We start from the raw sequence: 17,169 nt of genomic DNA, 5'->3' as shown, positions 1-17,169 counted from the left end.
CAATCTTCACGCTTTACTTCATGGGTTAGCGGAGCTTTGCGTTAGCGATCTCCTAACTATTTTTATTCAAAAAAACCTTTAGTTTTTCAAGTTAAATAACCTTAATTTTAATTGAAAGATGCTTCAATTGGTTGGTTAGATATTTTGATAATAATCCGTGTTTAACTTGATAAATACTTTGTCCTATTTTAAAAGCAAATTTTTTTCAGAAGCTCCACACCCTTCATTGCACAAGCAATATAATTTTTTTAATTATTCCCAGATGACATTGGCATGCGTTCTAAACCCGTTAATTGTTTAATTATGCCGTGAAATTATTCAATTTTCTATCTAGGCAAGAGATTCAAATTCTACAATTGCAAAACTACTTTTTCTTAATACAAGCATTTTCTTGAATACAAATTGAAAATTTAAATAATTAAAATACTTAATTTTTCCTGGTTTCTAATTCATAATTCATAACTCCTAACTTATCAGAGATACAATAACTAATTACTCGTTTTTTAGATGGGATCTAATTGTTTTAATAAATTTAAGCTTTAGTAGATTTTTATTGGTAATAAAATAGCTCTCAAATATCAGATTATACGAACTAATTTAAATGATAAAATAATCAACTGATTAACCAAATTTTCGCTTCTATACAGAAAGGTAAAAATAGAGGTAGAAATAAACCATTATAAGCAAAATATTTAGGATAATACCTTTTTTAATTAGTTATTTTGAATGGTGATAAACTAAAAGTTATATAGGCGATTAAATTGGCAAAAGTGCTGGATGACAAAGTAAGTTTAATGTCCCTGATTAGAATTAATGTAGCGATCGCTCAACTTAGGAAAATAACTGCCCCATAGAGAGTTCTGGGTAATAAAATTCAACCCCATCCCTAACAACATTAGGAATTCTCAAATAGTACCCGAAAGTACAACTAATATCATGGCTCTTTCAATACCCACTCTGGGAAAATTTTAGGGAATTGGAAATTGGGAGTGTAATGTTTATAAAGCAGGTACTTAGTTTAGTTTCAATTAAAACTCTAAATAGTAATCTAAATCTGATAATTTATACATCCGAATGTAATCTTTACCATATTTTTCTAATGTTTGACTTGTGACTGGTTGAAATACTTCTAAAACTCCTTTTTTTTGTAGTTTTCCTTTGAGTCAATGACCTAAAATTTTTAAGTCATCTCTTGACCTCAGATTTTTATAATAATCACCTTGAGTTCGACAGGGAAATACTAAACCATCATCAGTGTAGGCAACAAAATCTCTTTGAGGATAAATGGGATTTTTAGTTGAAGCTATATCTACAATAATTTATACTTCAAACCAGTCTCTAGGAATAACATTACCTGTTTTTCTATTCCATCTTATTTTGCCAAAAAAAGCATTTAAGTTGGAACGTTTTTGGTTTTCAACTCTAGCTAAAGATAGATCTAAATAAGAAATATTATAATTAATGAATGGTTTATTTTTTGGATTTATCAAAGTCGTTTTTTTGTGGTTTTCCTTAGCTGATTCAATAATAGGAAATGATTCACACTTAGCAAAATTAACAGATACATTATCAGTCAATATCCAATTAAGATAGGTTTCTGTTTGATTAATAGTAGTAGTATCACTAATTTTGCAGGTAAATTCTAAATTATTAAACAGTCCTCTTTGAGAAAAATTTAAAGACCCTGCAAAATAAAGTAGTTCATCTTGATATTTTATCCTGTAAATTTTGCCATGAAATGGTGGTAGATTCTACACAAATCTGACACCTCCACATTTAGCATTGGCAGATAATATTAAACTGTTTAATTTGCCTAACTTATTCTAGGTATTTCTATTTAATTTTTAAAAAATTATCATGGCAACTAATAATGTAAAATTCCCACAAATGTTGATAATTATAGCAATATATTATTGAGATTGTTTTACTGTAATTTCTGAAGTATAACCAGATGCAATAGTAACAGAATTAGCTAATTTAAAAAGATTTCTAAGTTGATCGCCAAAAGCACCTCCAAAATCTGGATAATTAGTATAAATAGCCATAATATTAATCTCAAAAATTAGAGTAAACTTAACTGTATTGGTTGTCCATCTAGTTCTGATTCTGCTAATTTTAATCTTTCTTTGATTGACATAGCTTGTAAATGCTTACTGAGATTGTATAAATCTATTTTATTATAATCATTTTTGAATAGTGGAATCAAAGATTCAACAATAGAAACAATTCCATCTGGAGGTACAGCATTACCAATTTGTCGCCTAATTTCACTAAAAGAACCTTCAAAAATAAAATCATCAGGAAATGTTTGTAATCTTGCTCTTTCTCTATTTGTTAAAGACCTGGGTTCCGGATAATGATAACCCCATGTCCCTCCACCTCCTCCAGCAATTATTGTTGCAGCAGGTTTGTCTGGATCAATTCGTCGATAAACATGACTAATCATTCCTTTTACATAGTACGGACTATCTTTAGGAATGTCTGTAAAATTACCTCCTGCTTTTATCCTTTTCAATATTTCAATTGTTCGAGGTTGAATTTTTTGATGTTCATTATTATTGGGAACTTTTTCTACATTTTTAAGTGCTTTACCAGCAGTTATATAGGTATATTTCCGACCAATACCATATTCTGGTGAAGGATGAATAAAATTAAAACCAGTGTCCATTCTAATGCCTACTAAAATGACTCTTTCTCTAAATTGAGGTACTCCATAATCAGCAAAATTATATAGTTTAGGTTTGACTAAATAACCTGGAGATATACTTTCAAAATCTGACATGATTCGTTTAATTGCTTGGTATTTATTAGCACTTAATAAACCTTTGACATTTTCGGCGATAAATACCTTTGGTTGTTTACGTTTAACAAATTCTAAGAAGTAGGTATATAAATTGCCTCTAATACCTTTTAAGCCTGGACGTTTCCAAATCATTGAGAAATCTTGACAAGGGAAACCTCCTATAATTAAGTCTGCTTCTGGAACTTCAGCAATATTTATATTTTCTATTTGATTATTCTCAATAATATTAGAAATATTTCTTCTAAAAGTTCTACAGGCATAAAGGTCAGAATCAATGGCCCACACTAACTTAAATCCTGTATAGTGAAATGGTAAATCCATTCCTCCACAACCAGAAAATAAAGATATGATTTTTGGTGCCTTATTCCAATGTATTTTTTCTAAAGCTTGAACTAACATTTTATTGTTTAAAAATATAACTCTTGTACTTACTAATTCAAGTTATATTATAACAAAAAAAATAATATTTTAAGTCTCTCCTTTTACCGAAATCAAAAAATATTTGTTATAGTTATTTTAACCCTCTGAATGATGGGCTTTGGTACTGATAACTAATAACTAAAATATTTTTTTTATAAGCAATTTTTTGTATCTGTAAAGCTTCAAGAAAATCTACTAACTTTTATAATGATAAACATTTATAGACAAAATTTAAAATTTAAGATATATTAATAAAGTTAAAAAAAATGATAAAATACTAAAATTATCATAATACCCACCAAATCATATTTTGGCAAGGAGATTAATCAATGAAAACAACAGAAGAACCACGTCAAAAACACAGCCGTCATCAAGGACTGACAGAGGCTGAGGTTGAGGCAAGTAGGCAAAAATATGGTTATAATTTATTAACGCCACCCAAGAGATTGCCCTGGTGGAAATTATGGTTAGAAAAGTTTGAAGACCCAATAATTCGGATTTTAATAATTGCCGCTGTTATTGCTATTACTGTCGGAATTTTTGAAGGTAATTATGTAGAAGGTTTAGGTATTATTGCTGCTATCCTAATAGCTACAACTGTTGCTTTTTTGAATGAATATAAAGCTAATCAAGAATTCGAGATTCTTAATCGAGTAAATGATGAAATACCAATCACAGTAATTCGGGATAATAACATTACAACTATTCCGAAAAAAGACTTAGTAGTAGGGGATTTGGTAATCATAGAAACAGGAGACGAAATACCAGCAGATGGTCAAGTAATAGAGGCAGTTTCTCTAGAAGTTAATGAAGCTAGTTTAACTGGGGAAGCAATGTCAGTTACTAAAACAGTAGAGACAAATTTATCCTTTAACAATCATAATAGTGACGCTTACCCTCCCAATAAAGTTTTACGAGATACTGTAGTGAATGATGGACATGGAATTATTGAAATTACGGCCATTGGTGATGCTACAGAAATCGGTAAAACTGCTAGATGTGTTCTTGACATTACAGATGTAGAAACTCCTCTAAATCTGCAACTGGCACGCCTCAGTAATCTAATTGGTATCCTTGGTTTAGGTGTAGCAGTGTTAATAGATATGGCTCTAGTAGTACGGGGTATATTTACAGGAGAACTCAACCTCACCTTTAGACAATGGTACATTATCAGTATCCTTGCCATTAGTTTAGTTACTGCCTTAACTAGAGTCTGGTTGCCAATAATTATAGATGGATTAGAATCAGTAGGTAAGGAAATAGAAGTTCCGGGATGGTTAGAAGATGATAGTAAGATCGCCTGGTCAAGAAATCTTTTGACCGCCCTAGTAATATTTGGCATCGGTATGGGAGTCGGGTATTATTTAGAGTGGGTTCCCGCTTCTCCCACTGATTGGATCGCTACAGATGTTGCCCTGAAATTCTTAACATACTTTATGATTGCAGTTGCAGTTATAGTTGTTGCCGTACCTGAAGGATTAGCTCTAAGTGTTACCCTAAGTCTTGCCTACAGTATTCAGAAAATGACTAAACAAAATAATTTAGTTCGCCGGATGCACGCTTGCGAAACTATTGGTGCCACAACGGTTATTTGTTCTGATAAAACAGGCACGTTAACTGAAAACAAAATGCAGGTGAGTGATTTCCAGTTTCCTAGTTTTGAGAATAGCACTCTCAATGCTGAAAATATTATAGTTGAAGCGATATGTGCAAACACTACAGCTAACTTAGAACATAGAAAAGAGGGAGTTTCTACTCCTTTGGGAGACCATACAGAAGCATCTTTGCTATTGTGGTTAGAGCTAAACAACATTGACTATATTGACAAACGAGAAGATTTTGAGGTTATTAGTCAGTTAACTTTTTCTTCAGACAGAAAGTACATGGCAACTCTCGGAGTTTCCCCTACTATAGGCGAAAAAATACTCCATATTAAGGGTGCGCCCGAAATATTGTTAGTAAGTTGCAATCAAGTTCTGACCTCAGATGGAATCCAAGCTTTTACAAATTCTCAGAGAGTATCGCTCACAGCAGAGTTAAATAAGCATGAATCTATTGGCAGACGGACTTTAGGATTTGCCTATGTTAGAGATCCTCAAAACTATCAACAAGGGTGTGAACTTGAACAATACGATGATCTCGTTTGGTTGGGTTTTGTGGCAATCGCCGATCCAGTGCGAGAAGAAGTACCCCTAGCAGTAGAAATCTGCCGAAAAGCTGGGGTTAAAGTGAAAATGATTACAGGGGATAGTCGTTTGACTGCAATAGAAATTGCTCGTGAAATTGGAATTATAAGTGAGGATGAGGATAATGATTATTCTATCACTGGTAACAAACTCCGTGAGTTGGATGATGCAGCAGCTTTAGAAATGGTGCAAAAAGCAAAAGTGATTGCTAGAGCACGACCACAGGATAAGCAACGTATTGTACAACTACTACAAGGTAGTGGGGAAGTGGTGGCAGTTACGGGTGATGGGACTAACGATGCACCTGCTTTAAACCAAGCGCAGGTTGGTTTGTCAATGGGTAGTGGTACTTCTGTAGCTAAGGAAGCTAGCGATATTATCATTTTGAATGATTCTTTTGGTAGTATCGAAAATGCAGTTATGTGGGGGCGATCGCTGTACCAAAATATTCAAAAGTTTATTCTTTTCCAGTTAACAATAAATGTTGCTGCTTGTGGGATAGCTTTATTAGGTCCGTTTATTGGAATTAATCTGCCGTTTACTGTGATTCAACTATTGTGGGTGAATTTAATTATGGATACTTTTGCTGCATTGGCTTTGGCAACGGAACCACCTAATGAAAAAGTTATGGAGAAAGCACCAAGAAATTCTCAAGAATTTATAATTTCCCAATCAATGGCGGTGAATATTTTCTCTGTAGCATCAATATTTTTGGTGTTTTTTGTCGGTTTCTTGCTGTATATCCAAAAAGACCAAGTAGTAACTCCTTATGAATTGTCTCTATTTTTCACTACATTTGTTATGTTGCAATTTTGGAATATGTTTAATGCTAAATGTTTTGGTTTAAGGGAATCTGCATTTTCTAATATTAGTAAAAATGCTAGTTTTATAGTTATTGCTGCATTGATTTTTGTGGGGCAAATTTTGATGGTTCAATATGGAGGAAGTGTATTTAGAACAGTTCCTTTATCTTTAAGAGATTGGTTAATAATTATTGGTGGTACTTCTATTGTATTCTGGATAGGTGAAATTTGGCGGATGATTCAAATACGGTTTAAGGCTTCTTAAAAAGTAGTAGGTTGAGTAAAATTAAGTCCCTTTAGGAGTGGAGTGTGATCATAAACTTGGTTTATGGGAGGTAGATATTAGTATGGTAGGGTATTTGATACTCTAAGCAGAATATACTGTTTTATCCCAATACTACCATATTGAATATCAATAGGACTTACGCAAAATAATTTATTTCTCTCATTTTGAGTGTTAGCGCTAGGGTTTCATATGCTTAAGCTTTGCAGTCCTTGAGCAATTTCAAAATCAAAATTTCCTTCCTCATGGATAGCTCCTGGTTATATAAATTCATACCAATTTCATAAACTTAGGCTACATTACTTAATATTAATAAGATTATATGATTTCATTCTTGAGTATGATGTGTAGCCATACTTAAGGAAATTGGTATGATTGTAAATTTATACAAATTACGAGTTGTATAAATTTATGTTTCGACTGTTGCTGAAATGAAAGAGGAGCATTGACTTAATCCTAGAATAACAATATAATACCTGAAAAAGCATACCATTATACTGCCAATATCCATAAATGAAATCCATCATAACTAAGCTCAAACTGAGTAATAAGCAGAAAAGCCTGATGGATCAACACGCAGGTTATGGCAGATGGTGTGACAACTGGGGGTTAAGTTTTTGGAATGCAGCTTACAGAGATGGTTGTAAACCTAATACCCGTAAACTCAAAGAAGTTTTTACCAATAACACAAAACCTCTTTATCTTTGGATGAAAAACTTGTCGTATAGAGTTTATCAATACGCTTTCATCAATTTAGGTGAAGCATTTAAGAGGTTCTTTTCCTTCGGAATGCTTCGCAAACAAGGGTTGAGTCAACACCCAAGGTTTAAGAATAAAGGTAAACATGATTCATTCACTATAGATAATTGTGAGAAACCAAGAGAACTAAATGCTTGGAATCACAAATTACCTTTTATTAGTGTTATGAGAATTTATGAACCAATTGAAACAACGACTCAAAAACTAACTACAAGTAAACAGACTGGTGATTGGTACTTAAGCTTAAACTATGAATTTACCCCTACTTAAACACCTAAAACCATTGAGGTAGTAAGTGTTGACTTAGGTCTAAAGACATTAGCAATTTTAAGTGATGGTAAAGTATTTGAAAGTCTGAAATCTGATCGCATATTTACAACTAAGCTATCTAGAATACAATACCTAAATTGCAATCAAGAGATAGGTTCTGCTAATTGGAAAAAAGCACAACTGAAGATAGCTAGATTACATGGAAAAGTAGCTAACATCTGTAAAGATGCACTTCATAAATTGACAACATACGCAAGCCTTTAAGCACGGCGTTGTTGTCATTGAAGACTTAAAGGTTAGTGGGATGTTTGGTACAGCGATATGAAAAGACGATCAAAAATTAGCCAAGTCAATTGCATACCAAGGTTTTTATGAGTTTCGCAGACAACTAGAATACAAGTGCCAATGGTACGGCTCGGAGTTAGTAGTAGTTGACAGGTTTTTTCCATCATCAAAAACTTATTCAAACTGCGGTCATCTTCAAGATATGCTATTAAATCTAAGGAATTATGACTGCTCAGAGTGTGATTTATCAATCTTATTGAGATTTAAACGCCAGTATGAATTTGAGAGATGCGGTCGGTTTGATAGTCAACGCTTGTGGATGAGTAACCGCCGATGGTCTCAGTTAAAGCAGGAAGTAAACATTAAAATGTCACTTATTATGAAGTAGTAAAGTAACAACAGAAAAGGTAAAATTTTACCCGCAAAAAATTAAACTCAAGCATCTTAAATTGATTATGTCTGCAAAAAAACTAACAGGTAACGAAATCAGAAAAAAGTTTCTCAGCTTTTACGCACAAAGGGAACACACCATTTTACCAAGTGCATCTCTAGTTCCCGAAGACCCTACGGTCTTACTAACTATTGCGGGAATGCTACCATTTAAACCCATATTTCTTGGACAACAACCCCGACAATATCCCCGCGCCACTACATCCCAAAAATGTATCCGTACTAATGATATTGAAAATGTTGGTCGCACTGCCAGACACCACACTTTTTTTGAGATGTTAGGTAACTTCAGTTTTGGCGACTATTTTAAACCAGAAGCGATCGCTTTGGCTTGGGAGCTTTCCACAAAAATATTTGCTTTACCACCAGAGCGTTTAGTTGTCAGTGTATTCCGAGAAGATGATGAAGCTTTTGCAATTTGGCGCGACCAAATAGGTATTCCAGCACATCGTATTCAACGGATGGATGAGGCAGATAATTTTTGGGCATCAGGTCCAACGGGTCCATGCGGTCCATGTTCAGAAATTTATTATGATTTTCACCCAGAATTAGGGGATGATCACATTGACTTGGAAGATGACACTAGGTTTATTGAGTTTTATAACCTAGTATTTATGCAATATAACCGTGATGCTAACGGAAATCTCACCCCGCTAGAAAACAGAAATATTGATACGGGGATGGGGTTGGAAAGGATGGCGCAAATCTTACAAAAAGTTCCTAATAATTATGAAACTGACCTGATTTTTCCCATCATTAAAACGGCTAGTGATATTGCTGATATTGACTATAGAAAAAGTGACGATAAAACCAAAGTTTCTCTTAAAGTCATTGGTGATCATGTGCGAGCAGTAGCAAATTTAATTGCTGATGGTGTCACCGCATCTAATGTCGGTAGGGGTTATATTTTACGACGGTTAATTCGGCGAGTTGTTCGTCATGGTCGTTTGATTGGAATTTCTGGGGAATTTACATCAAAAGTTGCTGAAACAGCAATCACTCTGGCTGAGGATATTTACCCAAATCTTCGAGAACGAGAAACTGTGATTAAAGCAGAGTTACAACGGGAAGAGTCTCGCTTCCTTGAAACATTGGAGCGAGGAGAAAAACTATTGGCAGAAATTATGGCCAAACCCGAAACCAAGAAAACTCAGCATATTTCTGGAGAAGATGCTTTCAAGTTATACGATACCTATGGCTTTCCCTTAGAGCTGACTCAAGAAATAGCTGAGGAAAATGGTTTAACTGTTGATGTCAGTATGTTTGATCAAGAAATGAAACTAGCCCAAATACGCTCTCAGTCAGCACATGAAACTATTGACTTGACAGCTCAAGATGGGGTAAAATTAGATATAGACAAAACGCAGTTTTTAGGATACACAGATTTGAGTTCTCCAGCACAGGTAATGGCTTTGGTAGGAGATGGTGAACAATTGGAGACGGTTCAAGCAGGTGCTCAAGTGCAAATTGTACTTGACAAAACGCCTTTTTATGCTGAGTCTGGAGGACAAATAGCCGATCGTGGTTATCTCAGTGGGGATAGTTTGGTAGTACGAATAGAAGACGTGCAAAAGCAGAATAATATTTTTGTACATTTTGGTCGTATTGAGCGAGGTAGGTTACAGTTAGGAATGACGGTGAATGCTCAAATAGATGGTACTTGTCGACGTCGAGCACAGGCAAATCATACAGCGACTCATCTATTACAAGCTGCTTTGCGCTCTCTTGTAGACTCGTCAATTTCTCAGGCGGGTTCTTTGGTATCTTTTGACCGTTTACGATTTGATTTTAATTGCCCAAGGGGTTTGAAACCGGAGGAAGTCGAGCAAGTAGAAGCTCAAGTCAATAGTTGGATAGCTGAAGCACATTCGGCGACGGTTGCCGAAATGCCATTGGAAGTAGCTAAAGCAAAGGGAGCAGTTGCTATGTTTGGAGAAAAATATGCTGATGTGGTGCGGGTGGTTGACTATCCGGGAGTATCGATGGAATTATGTGGGGGAACTCATGTGAATAATACTGCAGAAATTGGCGTGTTTAAAATTATTTCTGAAGCTGGTATTTCTTCTGGAGTACGCCGTATTGAAGCAGTGGCAGGTTTAGCAGTTTTAGATTATTTGAAGGTGCGGGATGCTGTGGTTAAAGAATTGAGCGATCGCTTTAAGGCAAAACCGGAGGAGCTATCGGAGCGTGTGAGTAACTTGCAGCAGGAGTTGAAGGACTCGCAGAAACAGTTGGAAGCATTGAAAGGGGAGTTAGCAGTAGCGAAGTCTGACCAGTTGTTGGGGAATGCTGAGACTGTCGGTGAGTTTCAGATATTGGTAGCAGAAATGCCTGGAGTTGATGCGGAGGCGTTGAAGACAGCAGCAGAGAGGTTGCAACAAAAGTTAGATGAAAGTGCTGTGGTATTAGGTTCTGCAGCTGAGGGTAAAGTTAGTTTAGTTGCTGCTTTTAGTAAATCTGTAAATGGTAAAGGTTTGCAAGCAGGAAAATTTATTGGCGGGATAGCGAAAATTTGTGGAGGAGGCGGTGGCGGCCGTCCGAACTTGGCGCAAGCAGGGGGTCGCGATCCGAGTAAGTTGAAGGAGGCATTGGAGAGTGCGAAGGAGCAGTTGGTTGATGGGTTGAAGTAAATGTTGGATTTGCTTTATTGACTTTTTAGGTTGGGTTGAGGCAACGAAACTAAACATATATAGGTTTTTGTTGGTTTAAGCGACAGCGCAACCCAACCTAAAGCCATTAAACTTGAAACTATCACCATAATGTAACTAATAAAAATAGATCTTTCAGAGTGGAACAAACCAGAAAAAGATCTTTACAATGTCGAATCCTAAACCTGAATAAATTTTATTAGTCCGCTTATTTTGATAGGGATTTAACTTCTACAAAAGCTAGAGAATGCAGTAATTTTAGCATTTTGCACAGAAGAAGCAGTTATTTTAACCATCTTTATTCTTAAGGAAGAGGGGAACAGTCATCAAAGTAACTGATGAGTGCCTCTCCAACAGCCTTTGTAACTCCAGCCGCCACTGCTTATTTCGCACCCCACCCTACAACAGGAATAAAATCAAGAACGGAGTGAGCAACCTTACTCCCTATAAGTGGAGCCGCAACTATCGTAAATATTTCTGCGGCTGCAGTTTTACTCACACTAACATCAAAGATTGCTCCAACTTGACGAATCATTGCGATATCACCAGCACCCATTGCATAGTGTGAACCTGGAACCCAAGCTATTGCTGCAAATCCTAAAGCCCATTTATTAATAGCTGAACTTGCTTGTCTTCTTGCTTCTGATTTACTATGTGCTACCATATTTTAGCTGCTATTTTTTGTTGAGTTTACTTTGCCCTATATTTTATTTCGTCATTTTTAGCTTTGTCAACTTTCAACAAGTATATTTAGTACCTGATTTTTCAACTATTTGAAATGAATTTAGTACATTTAGTACATTTAGTTGAAAAAGTATATTTCACAGGATATACTGGATAAACATTTATTAGTATTTACCTATGAATAATTTTGAAACTATCTTAAATTGGGCTGATAATTTGATGTTTAATGAAACTAGAAAAAATCTCTCAGAGGTTCAGAAAGAAATACTAAAAGGCATTTGGGAAGGAAAAACATATGGTGAAATAGCTAAAGAACTTTATTGCAGCGAATCTAAAGTGAAAGAAAAAGCTGCTAAATTATTAAAAAAACTCTGTAAAGACTTAGGCTCAGACCTTAATAAGTCTAACTTTCGTTATAAGGCAGAGAAAAAATATTGTGTTTCTCAAGATTACAAATCTAACTCGGGTCACTTTTTGTTACAAGTTGATAATTTTAATATTGGCGGTCAATTAATACAAAGTGTAGAAGGTGAAAAAGCAAGTTTGCCATATTCTCCTAAAAGTCCTCAAAACAAAAATAAATCTCCTATAATTAATCTCAAAGATGCACCGAAATTAACTTGCAATTCTCATCGCACATCAGAAATATCTACCCTCAAAAAATGGATATTAGAAAGCAACATTCAATTCATAACAATCTACGGATTAAGTGGAATTGGCAAAAGCAATCTTGCTTGTCAACTTATCGAACATGTTCAAACAGAATTTGACTATATTTTTTGGAAAAGCCTTAATAATTATCCTCATCTTTCAACTATAAAAACCGAACTAAAAAAATTTTTTTCCCAATCCCAAACCAAGCTATTATCTACAATTATTGATTATTTTCGTGCTTATCGTTGTCTAGTAATTCTTGATGATGTAGAAAATATTTTTCAAAGTGGTGAATTAGCCGGTAAATACCTATTAGACTATAAAAACTACGGCAATTTTTTTAAACAAATTGCTTCTTTATCTCATCAAAGTTGTGTAATTATCATTAGTTGGGAAAAATCTATAGAAATAGCAAGATTAGAAACAGAAAATTATCCAATAAGAACCTTACATCTGAAAGGATTAGAAAAAGAAGAAGCCACAAAAATATTGAAAACGAAAAAATTAAAAGATGAGGAAAAGTGGTCAGAATTAATAACTATTTATCAAGGTAATCCCACCTGCTTAAACGTTATAGCTGCAACAATTAGGGAATACTTTTCTGGTAGAGTTTCTCAGTTTTTAGCTGAAATTGAGGAGATTTATTTAGGAGATTTTCAACAAACTTTAGAGTATCATTTTGAGCGTTTTAACCCATCAGAAAAAAAAGTAACTTACTGGTTATGTAATCAAAATAAACCCATAAATATTTGCCAAATACCTAATAATAATGAATTATCTAAATCAGAATTTTTACAAGTAATTGAATCTTTATGTAGACGTAGCTTAGTGGAAAAAAAGGAACTAGACAACAAATATGTATTTGAAATTAATCCTGTATTTAAACAATATATTCTTACCAAAAATAAATAGTAATCAAGTGAAGTTATCTTTCATTAAATCAGAGATAATAACGAGAGCTTCTAAAACAGAAATAACCTCTACATCATTCGCTGAAGCACCTTATTTTACAGGTTCACTAAGGTCTTGCGCCTCCAAAAGCAGATAGGATGATACCCACCTCGTTTAATGGTTTATTTAATATGTTAATTCTGCATTTTTATCTATCTCTAAAACTACTTTAAATTTAGGATAACAGTGAGTTATAGCTGACAATTTTTTCAGTATTTTTGACTAAAATTACTGAATCAATGCGATGTATTGTGAGGATAAAACTAATTACATAAACACCGTGTTTCACCGCCACAGCATTCAATTTTTTAAGAAAATAAATCCAGGCTCCATGATAAATTGATTTTAATAGCTTAGTGTTTCTAGCTCTTACCTTTAAGCTTAAGGTATTTTAGAGAATAATGGTCATATTTTTTAACTAATTTATGAGTAGTTTTATACAGCTTTGTTGCACTGCGGATGCCCATAGTGTAACAATAAAAGTACATGACATAAAAGTAAATATGAATAAGTCCAAGTCCCAGTCAAAATCAAAGTACCGTCTTAGCAACTGGTCGGAGTATCATACAAGAATCTATCTCACTAATAGTAAAATAATGATACTATGATAAGCCTTACTCAGTATAGCAATTAAAAGAAGATGCCAGGTAGATTTGAAGGATTAAGTAACATAAAATGGAAGTTATTTAAAGATATTTTTCCTATTTCACCAGAAAATAAAGAGGTAAAGGTATGCCTCATATTCCATTTCAATAAATACAATCATATCCTTCTCACTTCCCCAATAACAGGTTGTCGTGGTTGTGATGTAACAGCTTGAGAAATTTGGTATTCTAAGAGTTCACCACACAGATAGTTGAAGCGTTAGGAAGAAGATGAAACTCTCAAACAACTACAAGGATGAGTTTAAAGTGTATCATTACCATCACATCCTATGATTTCGTCATTACCTTAACTACCAAAAAGTGTATCATTAACCGCATTTCCTGTGATTTGGTCATTACCTTCGTTACCATATATTATGTCATCACCAATTCCACCATAAAGTTTATCATGACCCGCGTCACCTGTAATTTCCTCATTATCGTCATCACCTAGTATTTTATCATCACCAATTCCACCATAGAGTTTGTCATTACCTCCTCTTCCTGTCTGCGTATCGTTTCCATCACCTCCCCCCAGACTAGGTCATTACTGTCATCACCACGAAGTATATCATTACTAATTTTTCCTTCTATTGAGTCATTGCCATGACTACCTAAAACTTTGTCATCACCAGCACTTCCTTTTATTGTGTCATCCCCAGAATTACCAAAAAGTTTATCATCACCTGCTTCACCTGTGATGTTGTCATTACCTTCGCTACCAAAAATAGAATCATCACTATTTTCATCAGAGAAGTTATCATTTTAACCTGTACCAGAAATAGTTATACCATCAGTTCCTGTTGACATATTGTTCTCCTATTTTATTTGGTGTGTGTGATGAGTTGCTTTAATTTTTGAACTTAGATCCTACTTTAGTAACATCGTAGATAAACTTCACTTTGTTCTTATCTCTATTTTTATCAGAATTTACCTATTACCTCTTAACTCTATATTAGAGTGTATTTTTGATAATTATTTCAGATATTTACACTGCAATTAGTGTTTTTTTAAGTCCTGTTTAGAATTTATATATTTTATATATTTTGAAAGTTTGATACTATGATCATAATCATAATAATTTATAAGATTACTCACTGTTCGCCCATTTTTTTCAGTTATAGAACTTACGTAGTACCGCTATATGTAGTTTATTTAGGTTTTGCTTGGGGAGAATAAAATAGTAGGAACTTACCCAGAGTTACTCCGTTAACCAAGAGGCTAGCTTTCCGAGATACAGATCCTATAAACCTTACCCCAATTTCCAACCTCAACAAAATTAATATAGTAACTCGCCCAAGCACCAAAAAATGCTTGAAAAGTGATTTTACTTTTGATTAACCTTGGTATATTTAGAGTTATTCTTATTTCTGTGTTTATTTTACAGAAACTACATTTACATCAATTGTATTATTGGTAGTACTTGAGCCTTGGTTATTCATATTAGATACTACTTGTGTATCTTTGCCCCGACGCAATTTAATAAAATCAACTACCATCTGAGAAACTTCTGTAACTAAAAGAGTTACAATAGCAATATCATCAATTTGTCCAATAATTGGGATAAAATCTGGAGAAATATCAAAAGGACTCAATACATAAGCCAATGTTCCAGCAATAATCCACCAACGATATTTAGGATTACGGATAGTATTGCGGTACCAAGTATATAGAGATTGAATGGAAAAGCTCATTTAATTATCCTCAAATTTAAAAGTTGCTTATATATTAAATAATCCCAGAGTTTAAAGCACTATGTCAGTGCTAATATTAACCCTCAGTTTTTCTAGAAAATTCTACAGTTAAAATTCAGGAATTTAGTTCAATAAATTTGTGTTACAGCTTTATTAGAAATGCAGCACACTCAACATGGGCAGTTTGAGGAAAAAAATCTACAGGTTGTACCTTGTTCAAACAATATTTACCAGTTGAACAGAGAAATTTTAAATCACGAGCCAAAGTAGCAGGTTTACAGCTAATATATACAATTCGCTCAGGTAGAATTTCCAGCAAAGTCTCTAAAACAGAGCGATCGCAACCTTTCCTTGGTGGGTCTAACAAAACTATATCTGGTTTGACCTCCAATTGAGGCAACAAACGCTCAACTTTTCCTTCATAAAAGTGTACATTTGTCAAGTGATTAATTTTAGCATTAAACTTAGCCTGCTCAATGGCCACTCCTTGCACTTCTAAACCAATGACCATACTTTTTCTCAATTTTATTTCTGATAAATCTTCTGTCACTATATTCAGAGATTCATTATAGTTAATATCAACTTGCTGTAAATATTTTGCCAGAGATAAACAGAAAGTACCTACTCCACAATAAGCATCAACAATAATCTCAGAGTTACTCAAAGCCAACTCTTGAATAACTATTTCTACTAACTTTTCAGTAGTCTTTGTATTTACCTGAAAAAAAGTATTAGGAGTCAATTGAAATTCTAAACCACTAAACTTTTCCCGCACATAAAACCTACCAGCAACACAAACAGTTTGTTGACCAAAAATAGTATTTGTTGCCTTTGAATTATAGTTTAAACAAACACCCACTAACCGAGAATAATCTTCCAACCATTTCTGGGCTTGAACTGTAATGCCAGGTAATAACTTTTCTGGATTTTCCTCACTACCATTAACCACCAAAGTTAATATAATTTCCCCTGTTTTTTCCCCTATTTTCAAAGATAAATGACGTAAAATACCTATACGTTTATGTTCATCATATATTTTCCATTTTCGCCTAGTAATATCCTGTTTTATCTCTTTTAGCAAAGGGTTAAAACGTTGGTCTTGAATCGGACATTGATTTAGATTAATCAACTTATGGCTACCCTTTTGATAATAACCTGCTTTCACCTCACCTTCATTAGAAATACTCAAAGGATATGTAACTTTGTTGCGATATCCAAAAGTTGATACAGATGCCAAAGTAGGGTCAACTTCTGGTAATTTTAGCCCTCCTATTCTTTCTAAAGCTTGAATAACTTGATTTTGTTTTGCTTGAAGCTGATATTCATAACCAACATGTTGCCATTGACAACCACCACACTTATCCGCTACAATACAGTAAGGTTTTATCCGTTGTTCAGACCCTTCTAAAAGTTGATGCATTTTCCCATAGGCATATTTAGGTTTGACTCTTGTCAGGCGGGCAAGTAGACGATCGCCAGAAACTGTATTAGGCACAAATACCACTTTTTCATCATAACGACCCACTCCATCACCACTATCTGTTAAATCCGTGATAGTTATTTCTACTAGCTGACCTTGTTGCCAAAATGATGTGACCAATTTTTAATAATCCCTTTTCACTAAGTCAATCTTAT

General features: G+C 34.2%; 11 protein-coding genes and 3 pseudogenes. 4 read left to right on the top strand and 10 right to left on the bottom strand.

Annotated elements, in window-relative coordinates:
- Positions 1–1,163: 1,163 nt before the first annotated feature.
- From TERY_RS34035 to TERY_RS23220, 4 genes and pseudogenes are all read right to left on the bottom strand, one after another.
- Positions 1,164–1,307, bottom strand: coding sequence for a hypothetical protein (locus tag TERY_RS34035; protein WP_370497321.1), 144 nt, complete (start codon positions 1,305–1,307; stop codon positions 1,164–1,166).
- 12 nt (positions 1,308–1,319) lie between these two features.
- A pseudogene (locus tag TERY_RS34030) lies at positions 1,320–1,733 on the bottom strand (hypothetical protein); the annotation flags it as partial.
- A 177-nt stretch (positions 1,734–1,910) separates the two neighbouring features.
- Positions 1,911–2,045, bottom strand: a complete 135-nt coding sequence (locus tag TERY_RS37800) for a hypothetical protein (protein ID WP_370496194.1) — start codon at positions 2,043–2,045, stop codon at positions 1,911–1,913.
- A gap of 17 nt (positions 2,046–2,062) precedes the next feature.
- Positions 2,063–3,202: a DNA (cytosine-5-)-methyltransferase gene (locus tag TERY_RS23220; protein ID WP_011614072.1), complete on the bottom strand. Its 1,140-nt coding sequence runs from the start codon at positions 3,200–3,202 to the stop codon at positions 2,063–2,065.
- Between the two features lie 350 nt (positions 3,203–3,552).
- Here TERY_RS23220 and TERY_RS23215 point away from each other — a divergent pair, with 350 nt between their 5' ends.
- The 3 genes and pseudogenes from TERY_RS23215 to alaS all read left to right on the top strand — a co-directional run bounded on the left by TERY_RS23215 (position 3,553) and on the right by alaS (position 10,889).
- Positions 3,553–6,477, top strand: coding sequence for a calcium-translocating P-type ATPase, PMCA-type (locus TERY_RS23215; protein ID WP_011614071.1), 2,925 nt, complete (start codon positions 3,553–3,555; stop codon positions 6,475–6,477).
- A gap of 531 nt (positions 6,478–7,008) precedes the next feature.
- Positions 7,009–8,132: pseudogene (locus tag TERY_RS37795) on the top strand (RNA-guided endonuclease InsQ/TnpB family protein).
- Positions 8,133–8,264: 132 nt separating this feature from the next.
- Positions 8,265–10,889 carry an alanine--tRNA ligase gene (gene alaS / locus TERY_RS23205; RefSeq protein WP_011614070.1) on the top strand — a complete coding sequence of 875 codons (2,625 nt, stop codon included), beginning with the start codon at positions 8,265–8,267 and terminating at the stop codon, positions 10,887–10,889.
- A gap of 400 nt (positions 10,890–11,289) precedes the next feature.
- On the opposite strand, the gene TERY_RS23200 is transcribed toward alaS, so the two are convergent.
- On the bottom strand, positions 11,290–11,571 hold the full coding sequence (locus TERY_RS23200) for a hypothetical protein (RefSeq protein WP_011614069.1): 282 nt from the start codon (positions 11,569–11,571) through the stop codon (positions 11,290–11,292).
- A 197-nt stretch (positions 11,572–11,768) separates the two neighbouring features.
- On the opposite strand from TERY_RS23200, the gene TERY_RS23195 reads away from it, so the two are divergent.
- Positions 11,769–13,157 (top strand): NB-ARC domain-containing protein, encoded by a 1,389-nt coding sequence (locus TERY_RS23195; protein WP_011614068.1) that lies wholly within the window; start codon positions 11,769–11,771, stop codon positions 13,155–13,157.
- Positions 13,158–14,147: 990 nt separating this feature from the next.
- On the opposite strand, the gene TERY_RS31550 is transcribed toward TERY_RS23195, so the two are convergent.
- The 5 genes and pseudogenes from TERY_RS31550 to rlmD form a co-directional block, all read right to left on the bottom strand.
- Positions 14,148–14,378 carry a calcium-binding protein gene (locus TERY_RS31550; RefSeq protein WP_081432573.1) on the bottom strand — a complete coding sequence of 77 codons (231 nt, stop codon included), beginning with the start codon at positions 14,376–14,378 and terminating at the stop codon, positions 14,148–14,150.
- On the bottom strand, positions 14,291–14,542 hold the full coding sequence (locus tag TERY_RS31545) for a hypothetical protein (protein WP_155994746.1): 252 nt from the start codon (positions 14,540–14,542) through the stop codon (positions 14,291–14,293). The genes TERY_RS31550 and TERY_RS31545 overlap by 88 nt, the downstream gene beginning before the upstream one ends.
- Positions 14,528–14,593, bottom strand: a pseudogene (locus tag TERY_RS37790) (hypothetical protein); the annotation flags it as partial. The pseudogene TERY_RS37790 and the gene TERY_RS31545, both read right to left, overlap by 15 nt.
- A 623-nt stretch (positions 14,594–15,216) precedes the next feature.
- Positions 15,217–15,534: a DUF1232 domain-containing protein gene (locus TERY_RS23190; protein WP_011614067.1), complete on the bottom strand. Its 318-nt coding sequence runs from the start codon at positions 15,532–15,534 to the stop codon at positions 15,217–15,219.
- 142 nt (positions 15,535–15,676) lie between these two features.
- Entirely contained in the window at positions 15,677–17,134 is a 1,458-nt protein-coding gene (rlmD, locus tag TERY_RS23185; protein ID WP_011614066.1) for a 23S rRNA (uracil(1939)-C(5))-methyltransferase RlmD, read from the bottom strand.
- Positions 17,135–17,169: the final 35 nt, after the last annotated feature.

Source organism: Trichodesmium erythraeum IMS101, assembly GCF_000014265.1.
Taxonomy (GTDB): domain Bacteria; phylum Cyanobacteriota; class Cyanobacteriia; order Cyanobacteriales; family Microcoleaceae; genus Trichodesmium; species Trichodesmium erythraeum.
This window is presented reverse-complemented; position numbering and strand designations above follow the sequence as displayed.

Excerpts from the sequence above, each read along its gene's own strand:
- alaS (WP_011614070.1), top strand. The coding sequence starts at position 8,265 with ATGTCTGCAAAAAAACTAACAGGTAACGAAATCAGAAAAAAGTTTCTC.
- TERY_RS37800 (WP_370496194.1), bottom strand. The coding sequence starts at position 2,045 with ATGGCTATTTATACTAATTATCCAGATTTTGGAGGTGCTTTTGGCGAT.
- TERY_RS23215 (WP_011614071.1), top strand. The coding sequence starts at position 3,553 with ATGAAAACAACAGAAGAACCACGTCAAAAACACAGCCGTCATCAAGGA.
- TERY_RS23200 (WP_011614069.1), bottom strand. The coding sequence starts at position 11,571 with ATGGTAGCACATAGTAAATCAGAAGCAAGAAGACAAGCAAGTTCAGCT.
- TERY_RS23190 (WP_011614067.1), bottom strand. The coding sequence starts at position 15,534 with ATGAGCTTTTCCATTCAATCTCTATATACTTGGTACCGCAATACTATC.
- TERY_RS23195 (WP_011614068.1), top strand. The coding sequence starts at position 11,769 with ATGAATAATTTTGAAACTATCTTAAATTGGGCTGATAATTTGATGTTT.
- TERY_RS23220 (WP_011614072.1), bottom strand. The coding sequence starts at position 3,202 with ATGTTAGTTCAAGCTTTAGAAAAAATACATTGGAATAAGGCACCAAAA.